This window comes from Variovorax gossypii, assembly GCF_003965815.1.
GTDB lineage: Bacteria > Pseudomonadota > Gammaproteobacteria > Burkholderiales > Burkholderiaceae_C > Variovorax > Variovorax gossypii.
In genome coordinates this window covers 364,202-380,324 of record NZ_RXOE01000001.1, presented here as the reverse complement: position 1 = coordinate 380,324, position 16,123 = coordinate 364,202, and the positions used below count along the sequence as shown (strand labels likewise).

The 16,123-nt window shown below is 68.4% G+C and carries 13 protein-coding genes; 4 read left to right on the top strand and 9 right to left on the bottom strand.

Annotation, left to right across the window (positions count from 1 at the left end):
* Positions 1-56 precede the first annotated feature (56 nt).
* From EJP69_RS01780 to EJP69_RS01770, 3 genes are read left to right on the top strand one after another with little or no spacing between them, the layout of a single operon-like run.
* On the top strand, positions 57-734 hold the full coding sequence (locus EJP69_RS01780; RefSeq protein ID WP_126468520.1) for an HAD family hydrolase: 678 nt from the start codon (positions 57-59) through the stop codon (positions 732-734).
* Positions 731-2,386, top strand: coding sequence for a phosphoglucomutase (alpha-D-glucose-1,6-bisphosphate-dependent) (gene pgm / locus EJP69_RS01775; protein ID WP_126468519.1), 1,656 nt, complete (start codon positions 731-733; stop codon positions 2,384-2,386). The genes EJP69_RS01780 and pgm overlap by 4 nt, the downstream gene beginning before the upstream one ends.
* Positions 2,387-2,392: 6 nt before the next feature.
* A complete protein-coding gene (locus tag EJP69_RS01770; RefSeq protein ID WP_126468518.1) occupies positions 2,393-2,791 on the top strand; it encodes a PPC domain-containing DNA-binding protein in 399 nt (132 codons plus the stop codon).
* Between the two features lie 8 nt (positions 2,792-2,799).
* Here the strand turns inward: EJP69_RS01770 and EJP69_RS01765 are convergent, their stop codons facing one another.
* The 4 genes from EJP69_RS01765 to EJP69_RS01750 all read right to left on the bottom strand — a co-directional run bounded on the left by EJP69_RS01765 (position 2,800) and on the right by EJP69_RS01750 (position 7,508).
* Entirely contained in the window at positions 2,800-4,161 is a 1,362-nt protein-coding gene (locus EJP69_RS01765; protein WP_126468517.1) for a homoserine dehydrogenase, read from the bottom strand.
* 271 nt (positions 4,162-4,432) lie between these two features.
* Positions 4,433-5,491: an amino acid ABC transporter permease gene (locus tag EJP69_RS01760; RefSeq protein WP_126468516.1), complete on the bottom strand. Its 1,059-nt coding sequence runs from the start codon at positions 5,489-5,491 to the stop codon at positions 4,433-4,435.
* Positions 5,488-6,477, bottom strand: coding sequence for an amino acid ABC transporter permease (locus tag EJP69_RS01755; protein ID WP_126468515.1), 990 nt, complete (start codon positions 6,475-6,477; stop codon positions 5,488-5,490). The genes EJP69_RS01760 and EJP69_RS01755 overlap by 4 nt, the downstream gene beginning before the upstream one ends.
* Complete coding sequence (locus tag EJP69_RS01750) at positions 6,474-7,508, bottom strand: amino acid ABC transporter substrate-binding protein (RefSeq protein ID WP_093195569.1); 1,035 nt, start codon at positions 7,506-7,508, stop codon at positions 6,474-6,476. The genes EJP69_RS01755 and EJP69_RS01750 overlap by 4 nt, the downstream gene beginning before the upstream one ends.
* A gap of 179 nt (positions 7,509-7,687) precedes the next feature.
* On the opposite strand from EJP69_RS01750, the gene EJP69_RS01745 reads away from it, so the two are divergent.
* On the top strand, positions 7,688-8,083 hold the full coding sequence (locus EJP69_RS01745; protein ID WP_093194997.1) for a DoxX family protein: 396 nt from the start codon (positions 7,688-7,690) through the stop codon (positions 8,081-8,083).
* Between the two features lie 6 nt (positions 8,084-8,089).
* On the opposite strand, the gene def is transcribed toward EJP69_RS01745, so the two are convergent.
* From def to smc, 5 genes are all read right to left on the bottom strand, one after another.
* Positions 8,090-8,629 carry a peptide deformylase gene (gene def / locus EJP69_RS01740; RefSeq protein WP_126468514.1) on the bottom strand — a complete coding sequence of 180 codons (540 nt, stop codon included), beginning with the start codon at positions 8,627-8,629 and terminating at the stop codon, positions 8,090-8,092.
* Positions 8,630-8,675: 46 nt separating this feature from the next.
* Complete coding sequence (locus EJP69_RS01735; protein ID WP_126468513.1) at positions 8,676-9,080, bottom strand: hypothetical protein; 405 nt, start codon at positions 9,078-9,080, stop codon at positions 8,676-8,678.
* A gap of 130 nt (positions 9,081-9,210) precedes the next feature.
* On the bottom strand, positions 9,211-11,298 hold the full coding sequence (gene ligA, locus EJP69_RS01730) for an NAD-dependent DNA ligase LigA (protein WP_126468512.1): 2,088 nt from the start codon (positions 11,296-11,298) through the stop codon (positions 9,211-9,213).
* A 29-nt stretch (positions 11,299-11,327) separates the two neighbouring features.
* Complete coding sequence (locus EJP69_RS01725; protein WP_093194994.1) at positions 11,328-12,431, bottom strand: cell division protein ZipA C-terminal FtsZ-binding domain-containing protein; 1,104 nt, start codon at positions 12,429-12,431, stop codon at positions 11,328-11,330.
* Between the two features lie 18 nt (positions 12,432-12,449).
* Entirely contained in the window at positions 12,450-15,965 is a 3,516-nt protein-coding gene (gene smc / locus EJP69_RS01720; protein WP_126468511.1) for a chromosome segregation protein SMC, read from the bottom strand.
* Positions 15,966-16,123: the final 158 nt, after the last annotated feature.

Sequence of the window (16,123 nt, the reverse complement as noted above, 5' to 3'; positions counted from 1 at the left end):
CATCCGGGGCGTATGCTGGACGCGGCGTGCAGTCCAGGCCCGTGGGCCCCGAAACCATGACACAACCTCCTGCCACCGTTTTCCTGATCGACGTCGACAACACGCTGCTCGACAACGACCGCGTCATCGCCGACCTTCGCGTCCGCCTCGAGCAATCCTTCGGCGCGGAAAGCGCCAGTCGCTACTGGGTCGCCTTCGAACAGCTGCGCGACCAGCTCGGCTACGTCGACTACCTCGGCGCCCTGCAGCGCTTCCGCGCCGGGGAAAGCCGCCTGGGCATGAGCGACCCGCGGCTGCTGCAGATGTCGAACTTTCTTCTCGACTATCCGTTCGCCGACAGGCTCTACCCCGGCGCGCTCGAAGCGCTGAAGCACCTGCGCCGGCAGGGGCCCACGGTGATCCTGTCGGACGGCGACGCGGTCTTCCAGCCGCGCAAGGTGCAGCGCTCGGGCCTCGGGGACGCCACCGAAGGCCGCGTGCTGATCTACGTGCACAAGGAGCAGATGCTCGACGTCGTCGAGCAGCTCCACCCGGCCCGGCACTACGTGATGGTCGACGACAAGCTGCGCATCCTGTCGGCCATGAAGGCCATCTGGGGACCGCGTCTTACAACGGTCTTCGTGCGGCAAGGGCACTATGCGCTCGACGCGCAGGCCATTGCGGCCTACGCACCCGCCGACATCACTGTCGAGCGCATCGCAGATCTCATCAACTTCGACTTCCCATCGACATGAGCCAGGCAACCAATCCTCTCGCGGGCCAGCCCGCCCCCCTCGAACTGCTGGTCGACGTGCCGCGCCTCGTCTCGGCCTACTACACCGGGCGGCCCGACCCGTCGGTGCCATCGCAGCGCGTGGCCTTCGGCACCTCGGGGCACCGCGGCTCCTCCTTCGACGACGCCTTCAACGAATGGCACGTGCTGGCGATCAGCCAGGCCATCTGCGACTACCGCAGGCAGAAAGGCATCGACGGGCCGCTCTTCCTGGGCATCGACACGCACGCGCTGTCGACGCCGGCCTTCGGCAGCGCGGTCGAGGTGCTCGCCGCCAACGGCGTCGAGCTGATGATCTCGAAGGACGACGAGTACACGCCGACGCCGGCCGTGTCGCACGCCATCCTGGTCTACAACCGCGGCCGCACGACGGGCCTTGCCGACGGCATCGTCATCACGCCCTCGCACAACCCGCCCGAGAGCGGCGGCTTCAAGTACAACCCGCCCAACGGCGGACCTGCGGGCACCGACATCACCTCGGCCGTCGAGGCCGCGGCCAACACGATGCTGGCGAACGGCCTCGAAGGCGTGAAGCGCATGCCGCTCGCACAGGCGCTGCGCGCATCGACCACGCACCGGCACGACTACCTGAACACCTATGTAGAAGACCTGGCCCAGGTCCTCGACATGGACGCGATCCGCGACGTGAACCTCGACCTCGGCGTCGATCCGCTGGGCGGCGCCGGCGTGCGCTACTGGCCCGCGATCGCCGAGCGCTACAAGCTCAAGCGCCTGAACGTGCTGAGCCGCGAGGTCGACCCGACCTTCCGCTTCATGTCGCTCGACTGGGACGGCCGCATCCGCATGGACCCGTCGTCGCCCGACGCCATGCACAAGCTGATCGAACTGAAGAACCGCTTCGGCATCGCCTTCGCCTGCGACACCGACCACGACCGCCACGGCATCGTCTCCGGCAGCACCGGGCTGATGCAGCCCAACAGCTACCTCGCGGTGATGATCGACTACCTCTACACGCACCGCCCGCAGTGGCCCGCCCAGGCGGCCATCGGCAAGACGGTGGTCAGCAGCCAGATGATCGACCGCGTCGCCAACCGGCTCGGGCGCAGGCTGCACGAGGTGCCGGTGGGCTTCAAGTGGTTCGTCGACGGGCTGGTCGATGCCTCGCTGGCCTTCGGCGGCGAGGAAAGCGCGGGCGCGACCTTCCTGCGCAAGGACGGCTCGGTCTGGACCACCGACAAGGACGGCATGGTGCCCGCCCTGCTCTCGGCCGAGATCGCCGCGCGCACCGGACGCGACCCGGGCGAGCGCTACGCCGAGCTGACGCAGGCGCTGGGCAAGCCGGTGTCCGACCGGGTGGACGCGCCGGCCACGGTCGAGCAGAAGAAGCGGCTGTCGAGCCTCTCGCCGCAGCAGATCCGCTCGACCGAGCTGGCGGGCGACAGGATCGTCGAGGTGCTGAGCCATGCGCCGGGCAACGGCGCGGCCATCGGCGGCGTGAAGGTGGTGACCGCGAACGGTTGGTTCGCCGCGCGGCCCTCGGGCACGGAGAACATCTACAAGATCTACGGCGAGAGCTTCAAGGGCAAGGACCACCTCGCGCGCATCCTCGAGGAGGCGCAGCACGTGGTCGACGGGGCGCTTTCGGGTAACTGAGGCCGAATGCGGACGCTGGTGCTGCGGCTGAATCCGGGCGACGACCTGCGCGCGTCGCTCGATGCGGCGCTGGAGCAAACCGGCACCGAGGCGGCCTTCGTGGTTTCCGGCATCGGCAGCCTGCGCGGGGCGAGCATCCGGTTCGCGGGCGCCGAGACACCGGCACGCATCGAGGGCGACCTGGAAATCCTCACGCTCGCGGGCAGCCTGTCTCCGGACGGCTCTCACCTGCACATCAGCGTGTCGGACGCCGAGGGCCGGGTCTTCGGCGGGCATGCGGCGCCGGGATGCATCGTGCGCACCACCGCCGAGATACTCGTCGCCGAACTTCCCGGCTGGCGCTTCGCGCGCGAGCACGACCCGCTCACCGGCTATGCCGAACTGAGCCCGCGCCGGAAGTCCTGACGCCCGGCTCAGCCTTCCAGCGACTCCACGCGCAGCATCGCGACCGCGCCCGCCACTTCGGCGCGCGCCTGCAGCGCGTGCACGGCGAGGTCGAGCGCGCCCTGCTCCACCGGCCCCGTCAGCACCAGCACCTGCGGGCCCGCGCCGGGCCGTTCGGCCGCCAGCGCGACCTGGCGCACAGGGACTTTCCGCTCCGCGAGACAAGCCGCAACTGCCTGGATCTGCCCCACCGCATGCACCGGCACGCGCAGGTAGTGCGATGTGTGGACGGCGGCGCGCGGCACCACGGCAAGCGCATTCGTCGCATGGGCATGGACGCCGAGATGCGGTACGTGCCGCGCGGCATGCACGCCATCGAGCCGCGCCACATCGACCAGGTCGGCGATCACGGCGGAGGCCGTCTGCTCCGAGCCGGCGCCCGCGCCGTAGTACATCGTGAGGCCGGCGGCGTCGCTCTTGACCATGACGGCGTTCATCGAGCCGTTAACCTGGGCCATCAGGTGCGTGACGGGCACTAGCACGGGCTGCACGCGCAGCTCGACCCCGGCCGCCTGCCGGCGCGCCACGCCCAGCAGCTTGATGCGATAGCCCAGCTGCTCGGCGCAGGCCACGTCCACGCCCTGCAGCGCGGTGATGCCTTCCACCTGCGCATCGGCGAAACGCAGCGGCATGCCGAAGGCGTTGGCCGCGAGCAATGTCAGCTTGTGGGCGGCATCGATGCCCTCGATGTCGAAGGTCGGGTCGGCCTCGGCATAGCCCAGCGCCTGCGCCTGCGCGAGTGCGGCGGCGAAGTCCAGGCCCTCGTCGCGCATCTTGCTCAGGATGAAGTTGGTAGTGCCGTTGATGATGCCGGCCACCCATTCGATGCGGTTGGCCGCGAGGCCCTCGCGCAGCGCCTTGATGATGGGGATGCTCACGGCCACCGCGCCCTCGTAGGCCACGATCACGCCCTTTTCGCGCGCGGCCGCGAAGACCTCGGCGCCATGCACCGCCAGCAAGGCCTTGTTGGCCGTGACCACGTGCTTGCCGTGCGCGATGGCGGCCAGCACCCAGTCGCGCGCCGGGCCGGTGCCGCCGGCCACCTCGACCACCACGTCGACGTCGGGATGGGTGGCGACCTGCATCGCGTCGGCCGTGAGCGCGACGCCCTCTCCCAGGATGCCGGCGGCCCGCTGCAGGTTGCGCGCGGCAACGATCACGAGCTCGATCGACCGGCCGGCCCGCGCCGCGATGTCGGCCCGGTTGCGCACCAGCACGCGGAAGGTGCCCGAGCCCACGGTGCCGATGCCGATCATCCCCACGCGCAAGGTACGAATGGCCGCCGGGCGGTGGTGCAAGGGCTCTAGGGATTCAACGGGATCGCGGTACATGGACATCTCCTGACGAAAAAACAAAACCCAGCTGCCAGAGCTGGGTTCATTCGTTCGGGGAGAGAGCGATACACCAGGTGGCTGCCGGAACGGCCACCTGCGCGTGCTCAGGTGGCCGCGGTGGTAATGGTGGTAATCATTCGAGCAACAACCATCGCCTGCGCGGAGGCAGGCGGCATCATGCGAGCCATCAGGGCTGCGTTGGATGCGAGGTGGAGGTTGTGGCGCGACATGAAGGCCCGGAGTGTACAGGAGCCGGGCGGCGACCGGCTCAGGGCGCCGCCGAAAGCCGTTTTTCGAGCCACACGCTGTAGCGCGAGAGCCCGAAGCACAGCACCCAGTACACCGCGGCCACGAAGAGATAGCCCTCGAGGTAGAACGGCCGCCACGTCGGGTCGCCGCCGAGCGCCAGTCCCAGCGCTCCGGTCAGCTCGAACAGGCCGACCACGGTGACGAGCGAGGTGTCCTTCAGCGTGCCCACCACGTTGTTCGTGAGCGCGGGCACGACGAGGCGCAGTGCCTGCGGCAGCACGATGTCGCGCTGCACCGGCCAGCGCCCGAAGCCCAGCGCCATGGCCACTTCGGTCTGGCCGCGCGGCACGGCCTGCAGACCACCGCGGATGATTTCCGCAAGGTAGGCCGCCACGAACAGCGCCAGGCCCGTGAGCACCCGCACCAGCACGTCGGGCTGCCAGCCGGCAGGCCACAGCAGCGGCAGCAGGAACGAGGCCATGAACAGCACCGAGATCAGCGGCACGCCGCGCACCAGCTCGATGTAGCTCGCGCTCAGCGTGCGCACCACGGGCCAGTCCGACCGGCGCCCCAGCGCCAGCAGCAGGGCCAGCGGAAAGGCCAGTGCCAGCCCCACCACCGCGAGCCCGATGGTCAACGGCAGGCCGCCCCAGCGCCCCGTGGGCACATGGCTCAGGCCCAGGACGCCTCCACGCATCAGCAGCACGAAAAGCAGCAGAGCGACGATCCACAGCGGCATCAGCCACCAGCGCCAGCTGCGCGGCCAGGCGCTGAGCATCGTGACGGCGGACAGCACCACGACCGCGACGGCCGGACGCCACTGTTCCTCGTACGGGAAGCGTCCGAAGAGCATCGGCCGCCATTTCTCCGCCACCACGCCCCAGCACGCGCCATGCTGGACGGCCCTGCAGGCCTCGGCATCGGGTCGGAACACCGCGTGCACGATGCCCCACTCGACGACGTGGAACCCGATCCACACGAACAGCACCAGCAACAGCACCGTGGCCAGCGAACGCAGCGGGGAGCCCCACAGTTCGCGGCGCCATTCAACAGGCTGCCCTCGCACCGCACCTCTCATCGCCAGCCCCGCAGTGCGACGCGCGCGTTGTAGCGGTTCATGCCGAAGGAGATCACCAGCGACAGCAGCAGGTACACCGCCATGATGATCGCGATGCACTCGAAGGCGCGCCCGTTCGTCCCGATGGTGGTGTTGGCCACCGACACCAGCTCCGGATAGCCCACGGCCACCGCCAGCGACGAATTCTTGGTAAGGCTCAGCAGCTGGTTGGTGAGCGACGGCACGATCACCCGCAGCGCCTGCGGCAGCACGACGATGCGCAACTGCTGCACCGGCGACAGGCCCAGTGCCTGCCCCGCCAGCACCTGTCCCTGCGGCACCGACAGGATGCCCGCGCGCACGATCTCCGCCACGAAGGCGGCCGAGTAGAGGCTCAGGCCCGCCACGATGGTCACGTACTCCGGGCTCAGCGAAGCGCCGCCGCTCACACCGAAGTCACCGCGCTCGGGAAGCTCGAAGTGCAGGCCGCCCTCGCCCATCATGGGCCACGGCACGCTGAGCCCGCCCTTGCTGAGCCACACGCCCGGAAGCAGCCGCACCGGCTCGGTCGGGTCGGGCAGCAGGTTGGCCATCGCGAAGGCCAGCATCAGCAGTTGCACCAGCAGCGGCACGTTGCGTACCAGCTCGACGTACGCGGTGCAGATGCCGCGCAGCAGCACGTGCGGCGCGAGCCGGCCGATGCCGATCAGCGTGCCCAGCACCACCGAGAAGATGGCAGCCGGCACCGCCGCGCGCACCGTGTTGATCAGCCCCGCGAGAAAGGCTCGCCTGAACGGCTGGCTGGCGTCGAAATCGAGCCAGCCTTCGCTGATCGAGAAACCGGCGGGCTCGGTGAGAAAGTCGAAACCCGAGCGGACGCCGCGCGCGCGCAGCACCTCGAGCGCGTGGTGCACCACCCAGACCGCGCCGGCCAAGACAGCCAGCACCAGCAGGGCCTGGACGGCCCATGCCAGCCAGACCCCGCGGCGCGAGGTCCTGCCGTTCATCGAACCGGGGGTGCGTAGATCAGGCCGCCCTTGCTCCAGAGGTTGTTGGAGCCGCGCGGCAGCTTGAGCACCGACTTCGGTCCGACGTTGCGCTCGAAGATCTCGCCGTAGTTGCCAACGGCCTTGATGGCGCGGAACGACCAGTCTTTGTCGAGGCCCAGCAGCTTGCCGAGGTCTTCACCGGTACCGAGCAGACGCTGCTGCGCCGGGTCCTTGCTGCCGGCCTTGAGCTCGTCGGCGTTGGCCTGCGTGACACCGAACTCCTCGGCCTCGATGAGCGCGTTGGGCACCCACTTGGCAATGGCGAACCACTCGTCGTCGCCGCGGCGCACCAGGGGCGCCAGCGGCTCCTTGGAGATCAGCTCGGGCAGGATGATGTAGTCGTCGGGATTCGAGGCTTCCTTGTTGCGCAGGCCGGCCAGCGCCGAGGCGTCGGTCGTGAAGGCCTGGCAGCGACCCGAGAAGAAGGCCTTGAACGAGGCCTCGAAGCTCTCGAACACCACCGTCTTCACGGGGATGCCCTGGGCGCGGAAGTAGTCCGACACGTTCTTCTCGTTGGTGGTGCCCGACTGCGTGCAGATGGTGGCGTTCTTGAGCTGCTTGGCGCTCGTCACCTTGAGCTTCTTGGGCACCAGGAAGCCCTGGCCGTCGTAGTAGGTGATGGTGGTGAAGTTGAAGCCCAGCGAAGCGTCGCGCGTGAGCGTCCAGGTGGTGTTGCGCGCGAGGATGTCGATCTCGCCGGCCTGCAGGGCCGAGAAGCGCTGCTGCGAGTTGAGCGGCACGAAGTCGACCTTCTTGCCGTCGCCGAGCACGGCCGCCGCGATGGCACGGCAGGTGTCGACGTCGAGGCCGGACCAGTTGCCCTGCGTATCGGGTGCCGAAAAGCCGGCCACGCCGTTGGTCACGCCGCACTTGACGGTGCCGCGCTGCTTGACCGCATCGAGCGTCTTGCCGGCGAAGGCCGGAGCGGCAAAGGCCAGGGCGGCGAGGCAGGCGCCCGCGAGCAACGCCGGCCGGAAGGTTTTGTTCATCATTGGTGTTCTCCTCAACAACGGTAAGCAAAAGGCAGTGTACGGGCCGACGCCGGACTCTGCCAAAGAACTCCGGGTTGGATGCATATGCGCCGCGATATGCGGGTACGGGCTGGATCGATGCGCCCCGGGTTCACTACCATACGGCCCTCAATAACCACTCAATGGGAATCCACACAATGGTCAAATCCGACGACACCGGCAAGTTCATCCTGCGCGTTTCGCTTGGCGTGCTGATCCTGCTGCATGGCATCGCCAAGCTGCAAGGCGGCGTCGGCTTCATCTCGGGCATGCTGGCCCAACACGGCCTGCCGGGAGCGCTGGCCTACCTGGTCTACATCGGGGAAGTGGTGGCGCCCGTGCTGCTGATCATCGGGCTGTACACGCGCCCTGCCGCGTGGATCGTGGCCATCAACATGCTGGTGGCCATCGCCCTGGTCCACACGAAGGAACTGGGCGCGCTCGGCAAGCAAGGAGGCTGGGCGCTGGAACTGCAGGGCATGTTCCTGTTCGCGGCGCTGGGCCTCGCCTTCATGGGCGGCGGCCGCTTCTCGCTCAGCAGCAAGTACAACTGACCGGGCTCAGTCGTCGTCGGCCGCATCGAGGCCCGGGAACAGGACCTCGGTGTAGCCGAAGCGCGAGAAATCGCGCACTCTCATCGGGTAGAGCCTGCCCAGGAGATGGTCTACCTCATGCTGCACCACGCGTGCATGGAAGCCGGTGGCGACCCGGTCGATCGGGTCGCCATACGGATCGAAGCCGGTATAGCGGATGTTGGCGAAGCGCGGCACCACGCCACGCAGGCCCGGCACCGACAGGCAGCCTTCCCACCCCTCCTCTTCCTCGTCGTTCAGCGGCGTGATGACGGGGTTCAGCAGCACGGTGCGCGGCACCGGCGGCGCGTCTGGATAGCGGGGGTTCACGACATCGGTGCCGAAGATCACCAGTTGCTGGTCGACACCGATCTGCGGCGCGGCAAGGCCGGCGCCGTTGACCGCATGCATGGTCTCGAACATGTCGCGCACCAGCAGGTGTAGTTCGTCGGTGTCGAAGGCGGCGACCGGCTGCGCGATGCGCAGCAGCCGTGGGTCGCCCATTTTCAGGATTTCGCGGATGGCCATGGCGGGATTATCGCGACGGCCTCGGCTCTCCACTCCTCGAAGGGAATCAGGGAGGGCTCTGGGTCTTGGAGTCGGGCGAAGTCATCAGGCGTGCGTCGCCGCGCGGCGGCGCCGGCATCGAGCCAGGCCCCCCGGCAATCGGTGGGCGATGCGGCATTGCGACCGGCGGCACGGGTCGACCTCCACCGCCCCAGGCCGGCGGGGGCGGACGAACCGGATAAGCCGGACGGTCGTAGTAGGGCCTGTCGTAGTAGCGCGGACGCCGCTCGTAGTAACCACCGCCGTTGATGTAGACCGGCGCGGGCACGACCACCGGTGCCGGCTCGCTGTAGTAAGGCCCCGACGAATAGCCCCCGCCATAGTAGGGATCGGCGGGTACGCCCACACAGCCGCTCAGCAGCACGACGCCGCCTGCTGCCGCGCAGGCACCGAGAACTCGAATTTTTTTCATGAGGGACTCTCCTTGTGGCCTTCAGTTAGCTTTCAACGCCAGGTTTTAGACCCTGTTGACTGCGCTCCGATGAAGTCGCGTAACGGCCGGTAAAGAGGCCCGGCTGCCGCTTTTGCCGACTGCGCCCCGTTCAGGCCGCCGGAACGCCGTTGGCGAGGATCTCCAGCATACGCGCCTCGTCGATGATCTCGACGCCGTTTTCCCGCGCCTTGTCGAGCTTGCTCCCGGCCTCTTCGCCGGCCACGAGGTAATGGGTCTTCTTGCTGACCGAGCCGGATACCTTCGCACCGGCCGCCTCCAATTTATCCTTCGCTTCATCGCGGCTCAGCGTAGGAAGGGTACCGGTGATGACGAAGGTCAGGCCCGCCAGCGGCTTCGGTGCCCTGGCCGCCGGCTCGCCCTCTTCCCAGGTCAGGCCGCAGGCGCGCAGTTGCTCGACCACCTCGCGGTTGTGCGGCTGGTCGAAGAAGGTGCGCAGGCTCTGCGCCACCACCGGGCCGACGTCGTTCACCTCGAGCAGCTGCTCCTCGGGCGCATCCATGATCGAGTCCAGCTTGCCGAAGTGCTTGGCCAGGTCTTTTGCTGTGCTCTCGCCCACATGGCGTATGCCCAGTCCGAACAAGAAGCGCGGCAGCGTGGTCTTCTTCGAGGCTTCCAGCGCGTCGACGAGGTTCTTCGCCGACTTCTCCGCCATGCGATCCAGCCCCGCCAGCGTGGTGAAGCCCAGCTTGTACAGATCGGGCAAGGTGCGGATCAGGTTCGAATCGACGAGCTGCTCGACCAGCTTGTCGCCCAGCCCGTCGACATCCACGGCGCGTCGTGCCGCGAAGTGGAGGATGGCCTCCTTGCGCTGCGCCGCGCAGAACAGGCCGCCGGTGCAGCGGTAGTCGACCTCGCCCTCCTCGCGCACGGCCTCCGAGCCGCACACGGGGCACTTGTGAGGCATCGTGAAGACCTCGCCACGCTGATCCTCGGGCTTGGCCAGGCTGTCCGGCGCCACACCCACCACCTCGGGAATCACGTCCCCCGCGCGGCGCACGATCACCGTGTCGCCCACGCGAACGTCCTTGCGACGCGCCTCATCCTCGTTGTGCAGCGTGGCGTTGGTCACCGTCACGCCGCCGACGAACACCGGCGCCAGCTTGGCCACGGGCGTGAGCTTGCCGGTGCGGCCGACCTGGATCTCGATGCCGACCACCTCGGTCAGCTGCTCCTGCGCCGGGTACTTGTGCGCCACGGCCCAGCGCGGCTCGCGCGAGACGAAGCCCAGCTGCCGCTGCAGCTCGATGCTGTCGACCTTGTAGACCACGCCGTCGATGTCATAGGGCAAGGCATCGCGCTGGCGGCCGATGTTCTCGTGAAATGCTATGAGTTCGATAGCGCCGGTCGCCCGGGCCGTCTGCGTGGCCACCGGAAATCCCCATTCGTGGAACTGCTGCAGCCAGTCGAACTGCGTGGGCCAGTCGGGCCCGCCCTCGGCCATCGGCGTGACCTCGCCCAGCCCGTAGGCAAAGAAGCTCAGCGGCCGCGCCGCGGCAATCGCCGGATCGAGCTGGCGCACGGCGCCGGCAGCCGCGTTGCGCGGATTGACGAACACCTTCTCGTTCTTCTGCCCGTCCGCGATCTTCTGCCGCTGGCGCTCGTTGAGCGCGTCGAAATCGGCGCGCTTCATGTAGACCTCGCCGCGTACCTCGACCACGGGCGGCGCCTTGCCGTTGAGCCTCAACGGAATCTCGCGCACCGTGCGGATGTTCTGCGTGACCTCCTCGCCCACCTCGCCGTCGCCGCGCGTCGCGGCCTGCACCAGCACGCCGTTCTCGTAGCGCAGGTTCATGGCCAGGCCGTCGAACTTCAGCTCGCAGACGTAGCTGACCTGCGGTCCGTCCTCGGCCAGGCCGAGCTCCCGGCGCACGCGCGCATCGAAGGCGCTCGCGCCGCCGGGCGTGATGTCGGTCTCGGTGCGGATCGACAGCATCGGCACCTTGTGGCGCACCTTGACGAAGCCGTCGAGCACCTTGCCGCCCACGCGCTGCGTGGGCGAGTCGGCAGTGCGCAGCTCGGGAAACTCGTTCTCGATGGCCTGCAGGCGCTGGAACAGCTTGTCGTACTCGGCGTCCGGCAGTTCGGGCGTGTCGAGCACGTAGTAGAGATGGGCGTGCCTGTGGAGCTGTTCGCTCAGTGCGGCGGCTTCGCGTGCGGCTTCGTCGCGCGTCGTCATGGGTGTCTCCCGAAGAAGAATCGGAGTTGTCAGCTGAAGAGCCGCCGAGCCAGCGGGGAGCCCGCCGCAAGGTCGCGCCCGTCGAGCGTGTCGTAGAGCTGTTCGAGGTCGGCGCCGATGGCGTCCATCGTCCCGTCGCGCAGCAGCTGGCCGTCGCTGTCGGTGACCACGCCGTCCATCTCGCGCGCCAGCGTGGCCGCGGCTTCGCGCATGCGGCGGAAGGGCTCCTCCGCGCGATCGACCTGCGGCACATCCAGGCTCAGGCTGAGTTCACGGATGGCCGACTGGGCCGGATCGTCGGCTAGCGCGGCCTGCGTGTCGAAGGCCAGCCCGAGCACCGGCGGCAGGCCGGCTTCGCTGGTCGGCAGGACCATGCGCCCCGGGATGATGCCGGCCACGAAGCCGAGCCGCGCGGCGTTCTGCTGCACGTAGCCCGGGCTCCAGGCCGCATGCAGCGCGCGCAGCACGAAGCTCAGCTGCGCATCATGCGCGCTGGCGAACTGGTCGAGCTCGCGGGCGCGGGCCACTTCGTCGAGCATCTCGGGGAATTCGGGAGCACCGTTGACCGCGTCGGCAAAGGCCTGGGCCTTGACCACGAACTCGGAGTACTCGATCTCGTTGAGCGCACCCGTGCGGTTGGCCAGCTGAACGCCGACCTGGAAGGCGCTGTAGCGCTGCCCCGGCACGGGAGACTCCCACTGGCCCGTGTGTTCGTTCAGGCCCTCGATGGCCACCGGCTTGCTGCCGGCACGGCGCGTCGACGGCATGGCAGCGATGGCGGCATCGCCCGAGGCCAGGCCGTCGAGCGAGATCGGTGCGATCACGTCGATCAGCGGATCGAGCCCGCCGCGGCGCTCGGCCGTGGGCACGGGCACGCCGCTGGGCGCCGGGAGGTCGGGGTCGAAGAGCGGCTCGTGCCGGTCGGAGCCCTGTACCTTGTTCGGATCGGCATGGAGCACCGGCTCCACGTCATCGCCGCCCGCTGCCAATGCGCGTTCGGCCTCGTCGAGCGCGACGTCGACCGCGTCGGGTTGCCGCGGTGCATTGCGGCGCGACATCATGGCCTCGTAGCCGACGACGGCCGCAAGAACGAGACCGCCGAAGATTGCCAGGGCGAGTGTGAGATTGCTCATGGATCGTTGCCGCCCGGCTTATGCGGCTTCGACCATCGAGACCGCCGACTCCATGTCGACCGCCACGATGCGCGACACGCCCTGCTCCTGCATCGTCACGCCGATCAGCTGTTCGGCCATTTCCATGGCGATCTTGTTGTGGCTGATGAAGAGGAACTGGGTTTCACGGCTCATGGCGGAGACGAGTTTGGCATAGCGCTCGGTGTTGGCGTCGTCCAGAGGCGCGTCAACTTCGTCGAGCAAACAGAAAGGCGCCGGGTTCAGCTGGAAGATGGCGAACACGAGCGCGATGGCCGTGAGCGCCTTCTCGCCGCCCGACAGCAGGTGGATGGTCTGGTTCTTCTTGCCCGGGGGCTGCGCCATCACCTGCACGCCGGAGTCGAGGATCTCGTCGCCGGTCATCATGAGCTTGGCATTGCCGCCGCCGAACAGCTCCGGGAACATCCGGCTGAAGTGCTCGTTGACGATCTTGAAGGTGCCGCCGAGCAGGTCGCGCGTCTCGGCGTCGATCTTGCGGATGGCGTCTTCCAGCGTGCCGATGGCTTCGTTCAGGTCGGCCGACTGGGCGTCGAGGAAGGTCTTGCGCTCGCTCGCGATGGCGAGTTCGTCCAGCGCCGCCAGGTTCACCGCGCCCAGCGCTACCACCTCGCGATTGAGGCGGTCGATTTCGCTCTGCAGCCCGGTGAGCTTCACCTTGTCGTTCTCGATCGACTGCTCGACGGCCTCGAGGTCGGCGCCGGCATCGTCCAGCAGCTGCTGATACTGCTCGACACCCAGGCGCGCGGCCTGCTCCTTGAGCTGGAACTCGGTGATGCGCTGGCGCAGCGGGTCGAGCTCGCGCTCGAGCTGCAGACGGCGCTCGTCGCTGGCACGCAGCTTGAGCGTGAGGTCGTCGTACTGGCTGCGGGCCGAGCCCAGCGCGGCCTCGCGCTCGAGCTTGAGCGACAGCGCGTCTTGCAGGCCGGCCTGCGCGGCAGCGTCGGACAGGCGGCTCAGCTCGGCGCGCGCGCGCTCGTCTTCGTCGGTCAGCGCCACGGTCTGCTGGGCCGAGGTTTCGATGGAGCGGTTGAGTTCGGCGCGGCGCGCTTCGAGCGTACGCTGCGAGAAGGTGGCCTCCTGCGCCTGCCGTTCGAGGCTGCGGTGCTGCTCGCGGCTCGCGGCCAGCGCGCGGCCGGCCTCGATCACGCGCTCGTCGAGTTCGGCGTGGCGCTCCTGGCTGTCGGCCAGCTGCATGTCGAGTTCCTCGAAGCGGCCTTCGGCGGCGATGCGCCTCTCCTGCAGTTCCTCGAGTTGCGCGTCGACTTCGCCGAGGTCGGCGGCCAGCTGCTGGCTGCGGGCACGGGTCTGCTCGGCGAGCTGCGTCATGCGCAGGGTCTCGACCTGCAGTTCGTGCGCGCGCGACTGGGTTTCGGCGGCTTCGCGCCGGGCGGTGACGAGGCGCGAAGCCGCATCCGCATAGGCAGCTTCGGCACGGACCAGCGCGGTGCGCGCTTCTTCGGTGATGAGCGTCTGGGCGCGCAGCTGGCGCTCCAGGTTTTCCATTTCCTGCTGGCGGGCCAGCAGGCCGGCCTGCTCGGAATCGGGCGCGTAGAAGTTGACGCTGTGCGCGGACACGGCATGGCCGCTCTGCACGTAGATGACCTCGCCGGGCTGCAGCGAGCCGCGCTGGCCCAGCGCCTCCTCGAAGCTCGCGGCGGTGTAGCAGCCGTGCAGCCAGTCGTTCAGCAGGGCCTGCTGCCCCGCGTCGTTCAGCCGCAGCAGGCTCGACAGGCGCGGCAGCGCGGCCGAGCCTTCGGGCGCGCCGGCGGCCGGCGGGCTGTAGAAGGCCAGCTTGGCGGGCGGCGCATCGTTGCCGAAGGCGCGCACCATCTCCAGCCGGCTGACTTCGAGCGCGCCCAGGCGCTCGCGCAGCGCGGCCTCAAGGGCGTTTTCCCAGCCCTGCTCGATGTGGATGCGGCTCCACAGGCCCTGCAGGCCGTCGAGGCCGTGCTTGGCGAGCCAGGGAGCCAGCTTGCCGTCGGTCTTGACCTTTTCCTGCAGCGCGCGCAGCGCTTCGAGGCGGGCCGAGAACTCGGCATGACGCGCACCCTCAGTGTTGACGGCCAGCTGCTTCGCGCGGCGGTCGTCGTCGAGTTGCGGCACGGCCTCCTGCAGCTCCTGCAGTCGTGCGTCGGATTCGCTCGCGGCCTCCTGCGCCATCGCGTGCTGCTCCTGCATTTCGAGCAGGCGGGCTTCGTCGGGCGCGGCCAGGGCGTTCTGGTCGGCGCGCAGGCGTTCGCTGCGCATGGTGAGCTGGCGGCTCTGTTCCTCGATGTTGCGCTGGTCGGCGGCCAGCACCTGGATCTGCTGCTGCACCTGCGACACGGTCGTGCGCTGGGCATTGGCCTCGTCCTGCGCACGCTGCACCGCCTCTTCGAGATCGGGCATGCGCGCGTCGTGCTCCTCGAGCTGGGCGGCCAGCATGATGGCCTGCTCTTCCGCATCCACGCCCGCGCCGGCCAGGGTCTCGATCTCGGCTTCGGCTTCCTCGCGGCGGCGGCCCCACTGGCCCATCTGCTCGCGCAGCTGGACGAGACGCTGCTCGACACGCTGGCGGCCTTCGACCACGAAGCGGATCTCGCCCTCGAGCCGGCCGACTTCGGCGCTGGCCTCGTAGAGCTTGCCCTGAGCCTGGTTGACCTGGTCGCCCGCTCCGTAGTGCGCCTGGCGCACGGTTTCGAGCTCGGCCTCGATGTGGCGCAGGTCGGCCGTACGCGATTCGAGGTCGTTGATGGCACGCTCTGAATCGGCCTTGATCTTCGCCTGGTCGGCGTTGCTCTCGCCGCGCTTCAGGAACCACAGCTGGTGCTGCTTCTTCGTGGCGTCGCCCTGCAGGGCGTTGTAGCGCGCGGCCACCTCGGCCTGCTTCTCGAGCTTTTCGAGGTTGGCGTTGAGTTCGCGAAGGATGTCCTCGACCCGCGTGAGGTTCTCGCGCGTGTCGCCCAGGCGGTTCTCGGTCTCGCGGCGACGTTCCTTGTACTTGGAAACACCCGCGGCCTCCTCGAGGAAGAGGCGCAGTTCCTCGGGCTTGGATTCGATGATCCGGCTGATCGTGCCCTGGCCGATGATGGCGTAAGCGCGAGGGCCGAGGCCGGTGCCCAGGAACACGTCCTGCACGTCGCGGCGACGCACAGGCTGGTTGTTGATGTAGTAGCTGCTGGTGCCGTCGCGGGTGAGCACTCGGCGCACCGCGATTTCGCCGAACTGGTTCCATTGGCCGCCGGCCCGGTGGTCGGCGTTGTCGAACACCAGTTCAACGCTCGAACGGCTGGCCTGCTTGCGGGTGGTCGTGCCGTTGAAGATCACGTCCTGCATCGATTCGCCGCGAAGCTCCGAGGCGCGCGACTCGCCGAGCACCCAGCGCACGGCATCCATGATGTTCGACTTGCCGCAACCGTTGGGCCCGACAACGCCCACCAGTTGGCCCGGCAGCATGAAGTTGGTGGGTTCGGCGAACGACTTGAAGCCCGATAGCTTGATGGAATTAAGACGCACGACTTGTCGGCCTGCCTTGGCTGTACCGCCAAGGTATTGATTTGTAAGGAAAATTGCACGGGCCCGCAGCTTGCAGCAGGCCGCCGCCCCAGCCGTGGATGATAACGTCAGGGCATGCACGATTCCCTGGTTTCACCCCTCGCCGCACGATGGGCCTG